The 13,900-nt window shown below is 57.7% G+C and carries 22 protein-coding genes; 18 read left to right on the forward strand and 4 right to left on the reverse strand.

All coding sequences use genetic code 11. The features are described 5' to 3' along the window. Positions 1–5: 5 nt before the first annotated feature. From INF37_RS11300 to INF37_RS11330, 7 genes are all read left to right on the forward strand, one after another. Positions 6–209, forward strand: coding sequence for a hypothetical protein (locus INF37_RS11300; protein WP_193538381.1), 204 nt, complete (start codon positions 6–8; stop codon positions 207–209). A gap of 42 nt (positions 210–251) precedes the next feature. Next, positions 252–959, forward strand: a complete 708-nt coding sequence (locus INF37_RS11305) for an ABC transporter ATP-binding protein (RefSeq protein ID WP_101692985.1) — start codon at positions 252–254, stop codon at positions 957–959. Further along, a complete protein-coding gene (locus tag INF37_RS11310; protein ID WP_193538383.1) occupies positions 952–2,523 on the forward strand; it encodes a hypothetical protein in 1,572 nt (523 codons plus the stop codon). The genes INF37_RS11305 and INF37_RS11310 overlap by 8 nt, the downstream gene beginning before the upstream one ends. A gap of 105 nt (positions 2,524–2,628) precedes the next feature. After that, the gene (locus INF37_RS11315; RefSeq protein ID WP_101692983.1) at positions 2,629–3,039 is read left to right on the forward strand and encodes a peptide deformylase; all 411 of its coding nucleotides are present in this window, start codon (positions 2,629–2,631) and stop codon (positions 3,037–3,039) included. Continuing rightward, complete coding sequence (locus INF37_RS11320) at positions 3,036–3,350, forward strand: TIGR04076 family protein (protein WP_193538385.1); 315 nt, start codon at positions 3,036–3,038, stop codon at positions 3,348–3,350. Before INF37_RS11315 ends, INF37_RS11320 begins: the two co-directional genes overlap by 4 nt. Before the next feature lie 12 nt (positions 3,351–3,362). Beyond that, entirely contained in the window at positions 3,363–4,001 is a 639-nt protein-coding gene (locus INF37_RS11325; protein WP_193538387.1) for a Vat family streptogramin A O-acetyltransferase, read from the forward strand. A gap of 14 nt (positions 4,002–4,015) precedes the next feature. Then, on the forward strand, positions 4,016–4,474 hold the full coding sequence (locus INF37_RS11330; protein WP_193538389.1) for a metallophosphoesterase family protein: 459 nt from the start codon (positions 4,016–4,018) through the stop codon (positions 4,472–4,474). 60 nt (positions 4,475–4,534) lie between these two features. Here INF37_RS11330 and INF37_RS11335 read toward each other — a convergent pair whose 3' ends face one another. Continuing rightward, positions 4,535–5,062 carry a pyridoxamine 5'-phosphate oxidase family protein gene (locus INF37_RS11335; protein ID WP_193538391.1) on the reverse strand — a complete coding sequence of 176 codons (528 nt, stop codon included), beginning with the start codon at positions 5,060–5,062 and terminating at the stop codon, positions 4,535–4,537. Positions 5,063–5,215: 153 nt separating this feature from the next. On the opposite strand from INF37_RS11335, the gene INF37_RS11340 reads away from it, so the two are divergent. Further along, complete coding sequence (locus tag INF37_RS11340) at positions 5,216–5,665, forward strand: helix-turn-helix transcriptional regulator (protein WP_193538393.1); 450 nt, start codon at positions 5,216–5,218, stop codon at positions 5,663–5,665. Between the two features lie 93 nt (positions 5,666–5,758). Here INF37_RS11340 and INF37_RS11345 read toward each other — a convergent pair whose 3' ends face one another. The 3 genes from INF37_RS11345 to INF37_RS11355 all read right to left on the reverse strand — a co-directional run bounded on the left by INF37_RS11345 (position 5,759) and on the right by INF37_RS11355 (position 7,430). Beyond that, a complete protein-coding gene (locus INF37_RS11345; RefSeq protein ID WP_101692977.1) occupies positions 5,759–6,418 on the reverse strand; it encodes a CatB-related O-acetyltransferase in 660 nt (219 codons plus the stop codon). Between the two features lie 133 nt (positions 6,419–6,551). After that, positions 6,552–6,902 carry a DUF2200 domain-containing protein gene (locus INF37_RS11350; protein WP_101692976.1) on the reverse strand — a complete coding sequence of 117 codons (351 nt, stop codon included), beginning with the start codon at positions 6,900–6,902 and terminating at the stop codon, positions 6,552–6,554. 135 nt (positions 6,903–7,037) lie between these two features. Next, the gene (locus INF37_RS11355; RefSeq protein WP_101693970.1) at positions 7,038–7,430 is read right to left on the reverse strand and encodes a pyridoxamine 5'-phosphate oxidase family protein; all 393 of its coding nucleotides are present in this window, start codon (positions 7,428–7,430) and stop codon (positions 7,038–7,040) included. A gap of 140 nt (positions 7,431–7,570) precedes the next feature. Here INF37_RS11355 and INF37_RS11360 point away from each other — a divergent pair, with 140 nt between their 5' ends. The 10 genes from INF37_RS11360 (at position 7,571) to INF37_RS11405 (ending at position 13,835) form a co-directional block, all read left to right on the forward strand. Next, positions 7,571–8,128 (forward strand): TetR/AcrR family transcriptional regulator, encoded by a 558-nt coding sequence (locus INF37_RS11360; protein WP_193538395.1) that lies wholly within the window; start codon positions 7,571–7,573, stop codon positions 8,126–8,128. 69 nt (positions 8,129–8,197) lie between these two features. Continuing rightward, on the forward strand, positions 8,198–8,650 hold the full coding sequence (locus tag INF37_RS11365; RefSeq protein WP_193538397.1) for a hypothetical protein: 453 nt from the start codon (positions 8,198–8,200) through the stop codon (positions 8,648–8,650). A gap of 3 nt (positions 8,651–8,653) precedes the next feature. Then, complete coding sequence (locus INF37_RS11370) at positions 8,654–9,319, forward strand: hypothetical protein (RefSeq protein WP_186963610.1); 666 nt, start codon at positions 8,654–8,656, stop codon at positions 9,317–9,319. 13 nt (positions 9,320–9,332) lie between these two features. After that, positions 9,333–9,752, forward strand: a complete 420-nt coding sequence (locus INF37_RS11375) for a DUF2871 domain-containing protein (protein ID WP_193538399.1) — start codon at positions 9,333–9,335, stop codon at positions 9,750–9,752. Between the two features lie 282 nt (positions 9,753–10,034). Further along, entirely contained in the window at positions 10,035–10,265 is a 231-nt protein-coding gene (locus tag INF37_RS11380) for an Imm17 family immunity protein (protein WP_101692971.1), read from the forward strand. An 87-nt stretch (positions 10,266–10,352) separates the two neighbouring features. After that, positions 10,353–11,570: an RtcB family protein gene (locus INF37_RS11385; protein ID WP_101692970.1), complete on the forward strand. Its 1,218-nt coding sequence runs from the start codon at positions 10,353–10,355 to the stop codon at positions 11,568–11,570. Then, positions 11,570–12,079: a P-loop NTPase family protein gene (locus tag INF37_RS11390; RefSeq protein ID WP_193538511.1), complete on the forward strand. Its 510-nt coding sequence runs from the start codon at positions 11,570–11,572 to the stop codon at positions 12,077–12,079. Before INF37_RS11385 ends, INF37_RS11390 begins: the two co-directional genes overlap by 1 nt. 165 nt (positions 12,080–12,244) lie before the next feature. Next, positions 12,245–12,688, forward strand: a complete 444-nt coding sequence (bilQ, locus tag INF37_RS11395) for a bilirubin utilization transcriptional regulator BilQ (protein WP_235964315.1) — start codon at positions 12,245–12,247, stop codon at positions 12,686–12,688. Further along, entirely contained in the window at positions 12,681–13,232 is a 552-nt protein-coding gene (locus INF37_RS11400) for a hypothetical protein (RefSeq protein WP_193538401.1), read from the forward strand. The genes bilQ and INF37_RS11400 overlap by 8 nt, the downstream gene beginning before the upstream one ends. 192 nt (positions 13,233–13,424) lie before the next feature. Then, positions 13,425–13,835: a cytidine deaminase family protein gene (locus INF37_RS11405; RefSeq protein ID WP_193538403.1), complete on the forward strand. Its 411-nt coding sequence runs from the start codon at positions 13,425–13,427 to the stop codon at positions 13,833–13,835. The last annotated feature ends 65 nt before the right edge of the window (positions 13,836–13,900 follow it).

Genomic DNA, 13,900 nt, shown 5'->3' on the forward strand with positions numbered 1-13,900 from the left:
CGCATATGAAACAGTTTGAAAGAAGGATCGACAACCCGATGGACGACGACGCAGGAGCACAGAAGCTTCACGTACTCTGGATCGACTGGACAAACCACATCGTATCCTTTCACGAGGAAATGGGATATGAGCGTTTGGAATTTGCCACCCGTAAAGACAAGATGGAATATGTCTTTCAGAAAGGGGCCAGCGGTTTTCGCATCCAGTGAATCGGTCCGTTGATCGGAATACAATAGAACGAGGAGAGATCCATGAACTTTGTCATTGAACACCTCTCAAAGCGCTTTGAGCTAAAAACGGTTTTGAGGGATATTGATTTTACCTTTCAGGAGGGGAAGATCTACGGCCTGCTGGGGCGGAACGGCGCCGGCAAGACAACCCTTTTCAATTGTCTCAACCGGGATATGAAAGCAGACGGCGGCACCTTTTACCTGGAGGAGGACGGGGTGCGCCGGGATGTGGCGGCGGAGGACATCGGATATGTGCTCTCCACCCCCACGGTCCCCGAATTTCTGACCGGGCGGGAGTTTTTAAAGTTCTTTCTGGACATCAACAGGGCCTCCATCCAAAGTCCCAAGTCCCTGGATGAGTACTTTGACTGGATGAGCATTGCGCCGGAGGACCGGGATAAGCTCCTCAAGGACTATTCCCACGGCATGAAGAACAAGATGCAGATGCTCGTCAACATCATCGCCCAGCCCAAGATCCTGCTGCTGGACGAGCCGCTGACCTCTCTGGATGTGGTGGTGGCTGAGGAGATGAAGCAGCTGCTTCGCTCCCTGAAGGACGGCCGGATCACCCTTTTCTCCACCCACATTCTGGATCTGGCCCTGGACCTCTGTGACGAGATCGTGCTGCTCAGTCACGGAACCCTGGAAGTGGTGGAGAAGTCCAATCTGGACGATCGGGAATTCAAAGAACGAATCATTGCAGCGCTGAAAGAGGAAACCTATGCTTAACACACTGCGGCTGTCCTTTTCTCTGAAAAACACCTATCGGGTCAACAGCATTCTCTATTCCCTGCGGCAGATCCCGCTGCTCAAATCCCTCCTCCCCGCCGCCCTGTATCAGGTCCGGGGACTCAAGATCTTTGCCAATGTCCTGTCCCTGCTCTGGGAGCTGGTCTCCATTTTTCTCTTTAAGGCCCTCTACTTTCTGGCGATGGTATGGGGTCTGGGACTTCTCTATCAGAATGTGCCGTCCCCGCTCTCCTTTCTGCACATTCTGCTCTTTCTGACGCTGATCGGTTCCTATATGAACACCAGTCTCTTTGTGCCCACCCGGGACAAGTATTACGCCATGATCCTCCTGCGGATGAATGCCCGCTCCTACACACTGGTCCATTACGGCTATGCGCTCCTGAAGACGGTGGTGGGTTTCCTTCCCTTCACCCTTCTACTCGGGCTGGAGCGGGGTGTCCCCCTGTGGCTGTGCCTGCTGCTTCCCTTCTGTGTCGCAGGGGCCAAGCTGTCCGTGGCCGCTTACTCCCTGCGGGATTATGAGAAAAACGGCTCCGTCCACAAGGAAAATAAGCTTCAGAAACTTGTCTGGCTGCTGACGGGAGTGCTGTTGGTACTGGCCTATCTGCCGCCCGCTCTCGGGTTCGTCCTGCCCCTGGCCGTTTCCGCCGGACTGTTTCTGATCTGGATCCCGGCAGGCCTGGTGAGCCTGCGCCAGGTGGTGAACTTCCGGTATTACCGGGAGATCAACCAGGAGCTTCTCTCCCAGGTGCCCACCCAGATGGACTCGGCCAAGAAGGCCACCAAAGCCGCCAGCGAGAAGGCCATCTCCGCGGATACCTCCATCACCAGCCAGAAAGTGGGTTTTGAGTACCTCAACGAGCTGTTCATCCAGCGGCACCGGAAGATTTTATGGCGCTCTTCTCTGCGCATCGCCGGTATCTGCGCGGTGCTCTGCTGCGGGGTACTGCTGCTCATGGAGCTGCTCCCAGAGGCCAAGGCCAACATCCATCAGTCCGGGATGACCTGGCTGCCCTACTTCGCCTTCATTCTCTATTTCATCAACCGGGGTACCGGCTTTACGCAGGCCCTCTTTATGAACTGCGACCATAGTCTGCTGACCTACTCCTTCTACAAGCAGCCCGGATCGATCCTCAAGCTCTTTCAGATCCGCCTGCGGGAGATCATGAAGATCAACGCAGTTCCCGCCCTGGTGCTCGGCGTGGGGCTCGTCCTGATCCTCTACGCCTCCGGCGGGACGGACAATCCCCTCAACTATGTGGTGCTTCTGGCCTCCATTCTGTCCATGAGCCTCTTCTTCTCCATCCACTATTTGACCCTCTACTACCTGCTGCAGCCCTACACAGCGGGAACCGAGATGAAAAGCGGGACCTACCGCATCGCAATGGTATTGACCTATGTGGTGTGCTATCTCATGATGGATCTCCGGCTTCCCTTACTGGTGTTCGGCGTGGCCTGCATCGTCTTTTGCGTACTGTACTCCATGGTTGCCTGTATCCTGGTCTACAAATTCGCTCCGCAGACCTTCCGGCTGCGTACATAAGCCGCCATCGAATTCTTCTTGCGGGGCAAACACATCCTTCCTCATGGCATTTCCCCGCCTGCTGTGCTATAATTTCTGCAATAAGGCAAAGAAGGAGCAGCAAGTATGATTCGAGATATCTGCAAGGATGAAACCTTTCTGGCCCAAAAGGCGGAACCTGCCACGCCGGCGGACCTGCCCGTCGCCGCCGACCTGCTGGAGACCCTGGAGCACCACAAAGCGGGCTGCGTAGGCATGGCGGCCAATATGATCGGCGTGAACAAGCGCATCATCGCCTTCGACAACGAGGGTACCTATATGGTCATGTTCAACCCGGAGATCGTCAAACAATCCGGTCCCTACGACGCGGAGGAGGCCTGCCTCTCTCTCACCGGCACCCGCCCGGCCAAGCGCTGGAAGTCCATCAAGGTGCGCTGGCAGAATGAGAAGTTCCAGGAGCGGCTGAAAACCTTTACCGGCTGGACGGCCCAGATCATCCAGCACGAGATCGACCACTGCGAGGGCATCCTCATATGAAAAAGTGTAAAATCACCGTCATGCGCATCACCCGCTATGAGGACCTGATGGCCCAATATGAAAACCCCATTTCCCACGCCTGTGACATGGCGGTGGGGCAGACCTTCGTTGCCAACGGCTGGGAGAGGCCGAAGGGCTTTTGTCCCAGCGCCTGGGACACCCTCTCCCCGTTTGTGCTGGCCCTGAGCCACGGCGCGGAAAACTTTTACGATGGCTGGATGAAGAACCCCAAATCCGCCATGCTCTCCTGCAACGACGGCTTCCGTCCGGTGAGCTTCCTGGTGGAGGCCCTGGACGAGGATGCAGACTGAGGAGGTTATACGATGTTTGGACCGAACCCGGATGCTGTCCACCCCAACGAACACATTCCCAGCGTCTGCTACATCAAGAATGTCATCACCCGCTCCAATATCGAGGTGGGCGACTACACCTATTATGACGACGCAGCCACCGGAGGCAAGGACTTCGAGGCCCATGTGACCCACCACTATGACTTCATCGGGGACAAGCTGATCATCGGAAAGTTCTGTGCCATCGGCAAGGGGGTGGAGTTTGTGATGAACGGGGCCAACCACCGCATGGCCTCGGTCACCACCTACCCCTTCAACATCTTCGCCCACGGGTGGGAGAAGTGCACGCCCACCCTGGACGAGCTGCCCTTCAAAGGGGATACCGTGGTGGGCAACGACGTGTGGATGGGGCAGAATGTCACTGTATTGCCCGGCGTCCACATCGGCGACGGGGCCATCATCGGGGCCAATTCCGTGGTGGCCGGCGACATCCCGCCCTACACCATCGCGGCCGGAAACCCCTGCCGGGTGATCCGCCCCCGTTTTGACCCGGAGCTGACCGACTACCTGCGGAAGCTCCGCTGGTGGGACTGGGATGCGGAAAAAATCTTCCGGAACCTGGAGGCCCTGTGCAGCGGTGATCTCGCGCAGATCCGCCGCATCGAGCCGTGATGGGAGGAAACCGCATGAAACTTGCCATTCTATCCGACACCCATGGCCTGCTGCGGCCTGAGGTCGTAGAACATCTGAAAACCGCCGACGTCATTCTCCACGGCGGCGACATCAACAAGCCCAGTATCGTGGACGAGCTGCGGCAATACGCCCCTCTCTACATCGTCCGGGGCAACAACGACAAGGAGTGGGCCGAGCACATCCCCCACGACCTCACCGTGACCCTGGACGGCGTGACCTTTGCCATGGTCCACAACAAGAAAGAGGTCCCGGCGGACCTTTCCGGCGTGGATGTGGTGGTCTTTGGCCACTCCCACAAGTATGTGCAGGAGGAGCGGGACGGTATTCTCTGGCTCAATCCCGGCTCCTGCGGTCCCCGGCGGTTCCATCAGGAGATCACCATGATGATGGCGGAGCTGACGGACGGGAAGATTCAGGTGGAAAAGGTCATCATTCCCCATGAAGTGAAATGAGAAATCCCATTTGACCACACAAAAAGCGCCCGGAGCTTGAAAACTCCGGGCGCTCTATTTTCATTCCAGGATCGTCCCGTCCAGCAGCAACGTCTGCCGCGGGGCGTACCCGAGCTCCTTGAAGTCGGAGAACAGACACTCGATGCGGGTGGGCCGGACACGGATCAGGTGCATGGGGCTCTCCAGCTTGCGCAGAAATTCCAGGGAGAGCTTTTTCCATGTGGCGTGGGCGTTGTAGGCTTCGCTGAACGGCTCCACCAGCTCGGCCAGGCCCATCACCTGCATCCCATGGAGCTTTCCAAAGCCCTCATACCGGTCATAAATGGCCAGGCACACATGGGGGTTGCTCTGAAGGCCGATGAACTTTTTCCCTCCCTCGCTGAACATCCAGAAAGCGCCGTCGTGCCAGCTGTATTCAATGGGGGTACAGCGCACATAGTCCCCGGTCCCGGTGGCCAGGGCACAGGTGTTGTTGGACTGGATATACTCCTCCACCATGGCCCGCAGTTTGCCCTGCTCCATCCGGACGCTGACCGCGTCCTTTTCCTCCCAATAGCGGGCAGCGGCCTGATATGCCTCGTCTGTCATACACATCCCTCCCAGTCTGCTTTTCTTCAGTATAGCACACAGCTGGAGAAAATGTCAGGAATCCGGGCGAAAGTGACCGCTTTCCCTGGTAGATTTTTGGCCGCCCGGACGGTATACTGAAATGCAGAAACCGGAACGCAGGAGGAACATGCCATGAGTTTGGGAAGCAGCTTATACCACGCCCGGAAAAAGAGCGGGCTGTCGCAGGAAAATGTGGCCGAAAAACTGGGGGTGAGCCGCCAGACCATCTCCAAGTGGGAGACCAATGAGACCCTGCCCGACATCCGCCAGTCCAAGGGGCTGGCCATGCTCTACCACATGACCCTGGACGAGCTGATCGAGTACGACTTTGACGAGCAGCAGGCCCAGCAGATGATCGACAGCGTCAGCGACGAGGCCCAGGCCCGGATCGACTGGAACAAGGTGTGGAGCAAGAAGTACCCGGTGCTCTCCACCTACCATCAGAGGGTGCGCATCAACGACTATGCCCCCGCCCTGCAGGAGATGCTCACCCAGCTGCGGGTAGACTACGGCTACAATCACACCGACGCCTTACTGGTGCTCAAGGACATTCTCGCCCGGGTGTGGAAGGGCCAGATGTGAAAAATACACTTCCCCCATTCTGTGCGGCCCATAGGCTGTCACAGGATGGAGGGAGTCTCTTGTTTGATGGCTCGCCCGCAGGCTTATTTCATGTTACTTCGTGCGAACTCTTGCGCGGATCTCTCGCTTGACCTTCTCCAGGTCCGGATCGCACAGCAGGGGCAGGACCTCCACCAGCTCCTCCGGCTCCAGATCCCACCACCGGAATTGCAGCAGCAGGCCGGTCAACTCCTCGTCAAACCGGTTCTTGATGAACTTCGCCGGATTTCCTCCAAACACCGTGTAGGGCGGGATGTCCCGGACCACCACGGAACAGGCGGCCACGATCGCGCCGTCGCCGATCCGGACACCCGGCATGATGACGCACTCCCGCCCGATCCAGACGTCATTTCCGAGCACGGTATCCCCTTTTCGGGGGAGCTGGTCCAGGTGGGGCGGGGTGTTCTCCTGCCAAGCTCCGCCGAACACATGGAATGGATAGGTCGTAACGCTGCTGATGCGGTGGTTGGCCGGCCCCATGATGAACTTTGTGCCCGAGGCGATGGCGCAGAACTTCCCGATGATGAGATGGTCCCCAAACTCCGGGTAGTTAAAGAGCACATTGTTCCGTTCGAATCCGGTTGGGTCTTCCGAATCGTCGTAATAGGTATAGTCCCCGATGGAGATATTGGGGGCCTTGACCACATTTTTGATAAAGCAGGAGGTCTTATATTCATTTGGAAAGACCTGATTGGGGTCTGGTATCTGATGCATGCCTGTCATCCTTTCTTATGTTTCGATCACATCCTTCCTCCGGCATCCTGGGGTGGCAACCGCCCGTTTTTTTCTGATTTCTTTCATTCTTGTACACTCCTGTGCGGATGGTTCGGCATCGCCCGTCAAACCATCATGCTCTCAAAATCTGCTCCATGGATTTTCCCTTGGCCAGCTCGTCCACCAGCTTGTCCAGGTACCGGATCTCCCGCATCAGGGGGTCCTCGATCTCCTCCACCCGGACGCCGCACACCTTACCGGTGATGAGGGTACGGTTGGGGTTCAGAGCGGGGGCGTTGCGGAAAAAGTCCCCATAGCTGGTGTCGGACTCCTCCAGCCGGGCAATCTCCTCGGCCGTGTATCCGGTGAGCCAAGCGGTCACCTGGTCTACCTCTTCCCTGCTGCGGCCCTTCTTCCCGGCCTTATTGACCAGGAGCGGATAGAGCTTGGAAAAGGGCATCTGTGTTACATCGGTGCGGGGCATAAAAATACCTCCCTCCATTTTGTGCTTTCATCATACCATACGCACTTACCCCTGACAACCAGATTGGTTCTGGCCCTCGGACAGTATAAAAAACCGGCACTGCAACTCGCAGTGCCGGCTGGATGGTGAGAATGATCAGAAGGTAACCGTGCGGCTGGGCTCGGTAAAGGAAGAGAAGGTCGCAGTGGCTTCCGTCAGGGCAAAAATCATGGTGTTCCCGTCACCCGGGGCATACATGGCGCGGAGATCGGGATAGGCATCCAGCATATGTTCCTGAGCCGCCACTTCGGGCACTTCCACAGCCTTAGCCGCCAAACGCAACCAACGCTGTCCATCAAAGGCGCAGATCTCCACCTTCGGATTTTCCAGCATCTGCCGCGCAATATCCTTTTTCCGTCCAGTCTGGATGGTGAGCTGGCCCTGGTACAGATCCACGGTGCCGAAGGGGCGTACCCGAGGCTGATCTCCGTCCATGGTAGCCAGATAATAAGTGCCGCAGGTTTTCAGGAATTTGTAGACTTCTTCCATGGAATATCCCTCCTTGTTTTTCTCCATTGTATACCCCTGCTTCTCCACCGTCAACATCCCCAGACAGCGCCGGAACGGAAAATCCTTGACAAGAGCGCCCAAACCGCTATAATGAACAGTGTTCATATTGAGGTGATCGGATGAATACCATTGTCACATCCAAAGAGGAGATCCTGAAGACCAGCCGGGAGCTGATCCGCCGGGAGGGCTGGTCGGCGATCAGCATCCGCTCGGTGGCGGCGGCCTGCGGAGTATCGGTTGGATCCATTTACAACTATTTCGATTCCAAGGCCGCCCTGATGGGCGCCACGGTGGAGAGCGTCTGGTGTGAGATCTTCCACCGTCCGGAGGACGGGGCCGTGTTTCAGGACACCCAGGCCTGCATTACCTGGCTGTACGGGCGGATGGAGTACGGCTGCAACGAGTATCCTGGTTTTTTCACCCTCCACTCCCTGGGCTTCCTGGGCGAGGACAAATCGGATGGAAAACGACGGATGCAGCAGACCTGGCAGCATATTTTAGCGGGGCTGTGTTCCGTCCTGCGGCGGGACCGCAGAGTCCGTCCTGACGCCTTTACCGAGGCCTTTACCGCGGAGAAATTTGCGGACCTCCTGTTCTCTCTGATGCTGTCCGCCCTGCTGCGGCAGGATTACGACCCTGCGCCGGTACTGGAGATCGTCCGCAGGACCCTCTATTAAAATTCCCACTCTGCCGTGGGAATTTTATATCCACGAAATTGAACATCGTTCACCAAAAGGAGGACCCAAATGAAAGTAAAACGGAATACGCTGCTGCTGCTCGCCTGTCTGGTGTGGAGCGCGGCGGGCTTCAATATTCTCCGCATCGGTCTGATGGCCTATCCGCCCTATCTTACGGTGGTGAATTATCTGCTGTCTGTGCTGGTTTTTGTCGTGTTCCAGCGGTTTATCTTCGGAAAGCTGGTGAAAAAGCACACGGCCAGGATCATTTCCTACCTGGAGGAGCGGCACTTCTTCCTGAAATTCTTTGACGGAAAGGCCTTCGCCATCATGGCGGTGATGATGACCGGCGGCATCGGCCTGCGCGTGAGCGGATTGGCCCCGGAGCGGTTTATCGCCGTCTTCTATACCGGACTGGGCGCGGCCCTTCTGCTGGCCGGGCTGCTGTTCGGCCGAAACTTCGGCAAGGCGGTCTTTGCCGCATCCCCTGCAAAAAACAATATGGAGCAAAAAGGAGAATAAACCATGCAGGCAATTATGGAAACACTGTTTGATGCCGTCTATCTGATCTCCGTCATTACCATCGGGGTCCGGATGATCCAGGGCAGCAAGGGAAATCGTCAATTCCGGCTGTTCGGTCTCATGGCGGTGGTGCTGGGCGCGGGCGACGCCTTTCATCTGATCCCCCGTGCGGTGGCTCTGTGCACCACGGGCCTGGAGCACTATACCGTTCCGCTGGGGCTGGGCAAATGGATCACCTCGGTCACCATGACCATCTTCTATGTCCTGCTCTACTATGTGTGGCGGCAGCGGTACCGCGTACAGGGACAGAGTGGCCTCACCGCCGCGGTGTACGTCCTGGCGGGGCTTAGAATTTTCCTGTGCATGATGCCCCAGAACCAGTGGCTCAGCGCCGACGCGCCCCTCTCCTGGGGCATCTACCGCAACATTCCCTTTGCCCTGCTGGGCCTTCTGGTGATCGTGCTCTTCTACCGCAGCGCCAAGGCTCAGGGGGACCGGGCCTTCCGCTGGATGTGGCTGACCATCGTGCTGAGCTTCGGCTTTTACATCCCGGTGGTGCTGTGGGCGGACGCCATCCCCATGATCGGGATGCTGATGATCCCCAAGACCTGCGCCTATGTCTGGACGGTGCTCATCGGGTACTTTGCCATGAAGCAGGAGTGCAAATAAAGGAGAATCCGGTATGAAACGATATAGCAACACGGCTTTGGTGTACGCCATCCTCGCCATGGTGGGCGGCGTATTTTATCGGGAGTTTACCAAGTTCAACGGCTTTACCGCCAGAACGACCCTCTCCATGGTACATACCCACTACTTCCTTCTGGGTATGGTGTTTTTCCTGCTGCTGCTTGTGCTGGAGAAAAACTTTTCCTTCACGGGAGCCGCCACCGGGCAGGTACTGGCCGTCTATCACGTGGGTCTGAATCTGACCGCTGTGATGCTGGCCGTCCGGGGTGTGATCCAGGTGCTGGGAAACACCCTTTCCTCCGGCGTGAACGCGGCCATCTCCGGCATGGCCGGGATCGGCCATATCCTGCTGGGCGTCAGTCTGGTGCTGCTGCTTCTGCAAGTCAAACGCAGCGTACCGGCGGCGCAGGGATAAGAACATAAAAGATTGGAATGGGGGCTGGTGCGGTGCATCAGCCCCCTCTCTGTTCTCTTTTCTGCCAGCACAGGGGTGCAGGAACAAAACTTTCAGTTGATGGTTTCCATAAAATTATGTATGATGGATTTGAAGCAGGATCTCCGATTCCCCTCCCCATGTCATGAAAAAACGAAATCTGCCCGGCCGTGTGGCAGGGGGGCTTTCTCCACTCGCCAAGAGAAATGCCCTTTGCCCTGGCTGCTGCACCTGGAGTGTTGTTTGCGTAAGGAGGAACGCCAAATGGAAGGAGCGAAGTTTCCAGCCATACTGCGGGAGCATTGGTACTTGATTTCCCTGGCGATTGGCATACTGCTGCTGCTCGGCGCCATTCTGAATTGGAATTGGCTCTGCGATCCCACCGGCAAGCCCGAATCCCATCGCTATAGCCGCGGCTCCCGGCGGGCGATCTTTTTCCTGTTGGGGATCGTGCTGATCGTGTCCAGCCTCTGGCGCTGTCTGCTGACGCTGTGAGGGCAGATCCGCCGGGGTTGACGCATGCCGCAGACAAGCTCTGCGGTACCGATCGAATCACAACGAACACCATTCAGCGAGGTTATCATGATCGAAATCAAAGGAAAATACAACGAGGCCAAGATCTTCACCGACGTGGTGGACAGCGCCTCCATCGCACAGGTCCAGGAGCTGTGCAATCAGGAATTTGCGGCGGGCAGCCGCATCCGGCTCATGCCCGACATCCACGCCGGCGCGGGGTGCACCATCGGCACCACCATGACCATCACCGACAAGGTGGTGCCCAATCTGGTGGGGGTGGACATCGGCTGCGGCATGGAGACCGTGCGCATCCGGGAACGCCGGCTGGAGCTCCAAAAGCTGGACAAGCTGATCTATGAGAAGATCCCCTCCGGCTTCTCCATCCGGGACAAGGCCCACCGCTATTGCAGTGAGATCGACCTGGGTGAGCTGTGCTGTGCCCGCCACGTGGACCTTCTGCGGGCGGAAAAGAGCATCGGCACCTTGGGCGGCGGGAACCACTTTATCGAGGTGGACCGGGATGACGAGGGAAACCTCTATCTCGTGGTCCATTCGGGCAGCCGTCATCTGGGCGTGGAGGTGGCCAGCTACTACCAGGAAGAGGGCTACAAGGTCCTCAACCACACGGACGACGCCTCTCTCCAGGCCCTGGTCGCCCAGATGAAGGCGGAGGGCCGGGAGAAGGAGATTCAGAAAGAGCTGAAAAAGCGTAAGAATCTCAAGCAGACCAGTATTCCCAAGGCCCTGGCCTATGTGTCCGGGGCGCTGTTTGAGCAGTACATCCACGATATGAAGCTCGTCCAGCACTTTGCCATGCTCAACCGGCAGGCCATCATGGATGAGATCATCAAGGGCATGAAGCTCCATGTGGAGGAGCAGTTCACCACCATCCACAACTATATCGACACCGACGCCATGATCCTGCGGAAGGGGGCCGTGTCCGCCAAGGCAGGGGAACCGCTGCTCATCCCCATCAACATGCGGGACGGGAGCCTCCTCTGTGTCGGCAAGGGCAACGAGGACTGGAACTGCTCCGCCCCCCACGGGGCAGGCCGCCTGATGAGCCGGGCGGACGCCAAACAGTCCTTTACCGTGTCCGAGTTCAAAAAGCAGATGGCAGAGGTCTACACCACCTCGGTGAGCAAGGCCACCCTGGACGAGTGCCCCATGGCCTACAAGGGGATGCAGGATATTCTGGACAACATCGGCCCCACCGCGGATGTGGTAAAAATCATCCGCCCCATCTACAACTTCAAGGCCGGGGACGAGGAAGCGGTGAGGTGATGGAGCGGATTCTGGTGATTGGCTGCCCCGGTGCGGGAAAGAGCACTTTTGCCCGGGCCCTGCGGGATCTGACCGGCCTGCCTCTCTACTACCTGGACCAGATCTGGCACCGGCCGGATGGGACGCAGATCTCCCCTTCCGCATTTGACGCGCGTCTGTCCGAGATCCTCCGCCAGAAACGCTGGATCGTGGACGGCAACTATCTGCGCACGCTGGAGCTCCGGCTGCGGCACTGCGACACGGTATTCCTGCTGGATTATCCCCCTTCGGTCTGCCTGAGGGGAGCCGCATCCCGCATCGGCATGCCCCGTGAAGATCTCCCCTGGGTGGAGGAGGCCTTTGACCCGGAGTTCCGGCAGTGCATCGAGGACTTCCCACAGACGCAGCTGCCGCAGATCTACGCCCTTCTGGAACGGTACCAGGCGGGAAAGACGGTCTTTGTGTTCCGCCGCCGAGCGGAGGCCAGCCAATGGCTTCGCCGGCAAACTGGGCCCCACTACCCCAAGTAAAAGAGAAGCCCCCCATCCTGTGCCGGTCAGCCGGTGACACAGGTTGGGGGGCTTTGTCGTTTGACCGGAGGGGCGAAGAATCCCCTTTCTTGTGCAAATTTTATACTTGACTTTATCAAGTATATGGTCTATATTTGATCTTGTCAAATAAATGGAGGTGATCCCTTGTACAGCGACTCCTTTGCCTTTTCTATATCCGTACTACGAAAGCACTTTGTCGCCTACTGCTCCGAGAGAATGGCGGAGCTGGGCGTCACCTACAGTCAGCTCTTCATCCTCATCTATATCGGCAAGCGGCGGCAGTGCTCGCCAAAAGAGATCTCCGAATCCCTCAAGCTGGACGCCGGGCAACTGAACCGGACCCTCTCCAAGCTGATCGAGCACGGCTTTGTGGACCAGCGCAAGAACCCCATGGACCGGAGAGCCAATATCGTATGCCTGACCGAGCGCGGCAGCACGGTCTTTACGGCCAGCCGCTCCCTCTTTGCCGAGTGGGATGAACAGGTCCTCTCTCCCCTGGACGAAAACAGCCGACACCTGCTGATCGACCTTTTGAAGCAGATCACATTTTCTATGAATCACCACATGGAGGAATCAAATCATGAATAAACTCAATGCCTTTCTCGCGCTCCTGTCCGGAAACTTTGACAATGCGGAGCAGTTTGAAGCCAAAAAAGCGGACCAGCCCGACTTTCCCTACGCCCGGCATGTGAACACCGTCTGCAACGACAAGATCTCCCACCTGCCTGCGGATTTCCAGGGGGCCTTCCTGCTGGAGGAGAGCTACTACACCGCCAAGGGGAACACCCACGCCACCCCGCACCTGTTCCTCTTCACCGAGGAAGAGGGCGGCATCCGGCTGACCTCTTACGAGATTCCCGCCGGCTATGACAAAAATACCTTTACCTATCAGAATCTCCAGGAGATCGACTTCCGGGATCTGAAGCTGTCGGAGAAATTCACCCCCGCCCTGTATGTGGAGAAGGACGGCGTGTGGGAGGGCGGCAGCGTCAGCATGTTCTCCCCCGTGCTGAAATTCACCCTGTTCGAGCGCTTCTCGTCTCAGTGCCTGGAGGTCAGCGAGAGCATGGAGGTCAACGGCAAAAAGACCTTCGGGTATGATGAACCCATTCTCTACAAGCGCGCCGACTGATCCCCTCCCCCTCTTTGATGTCTTCCCCTCTCTTTTTTGCAAGCCTGCCAGAGGGCCCGACAGAACCCGGGCGCTCTGGCAGGCCTTTTTCTCGTCCCGCCGGCGGATAGAATAAATTTACGCCCCTGTTTACAGGTCCGCCCATATATCCTAAAATAGAAGTCCATACCACTTGGAAAGGAGCCATTCCCTATGGATATCTGGGAACGCATGTACCTGGCCGCACGGGAGCAGTATCACCCCACCCAGCTCTCCCCCTTCCTCTACGCCCACCATGTGGCCGCCGCCGTGGAGAGCGGAGACGGACGCATCTATACCGGTTTCTGCATCGAGAGCGCCTGCGGCGTCATGGACCTGTGCGCGGAACGGACCGCCGCACTCCACATGTACCTGAGCAGCGGGCAGACGCGGATCCGGCGGGTCCTCGCCTTCCGGGAGGCACCCCCCACAGAGGGCAGTGGGATGCCCTGCGGGGCCTGCCGGGAATTTCTGATGCAGCTCAATCCGCAAAATCGAGACACCGAGATCCTCGTGGACTATGCCAGCCGCCGCACCGTGCGTCTGGAAGAGCTGATCCCCGACTGGTGGGGCTGGAAGCGCTGACCTTCCCTCCCCCCTTTCGGCATTCCGCACGAAAACCCATCCCGGAGCACCCGGAAATTATATTG

Source organism: Pseudoflavonifractor gallinarum (assembly GCF_014982855.1).
Classification (GTDB): domain Bacteria; phylum Bacillota; class Clostridia; order Oscillospirales; family Oscillospiraceae; genus Pseudoflavonifractor_A; species Pseudoflavonifractor_A gallinarum.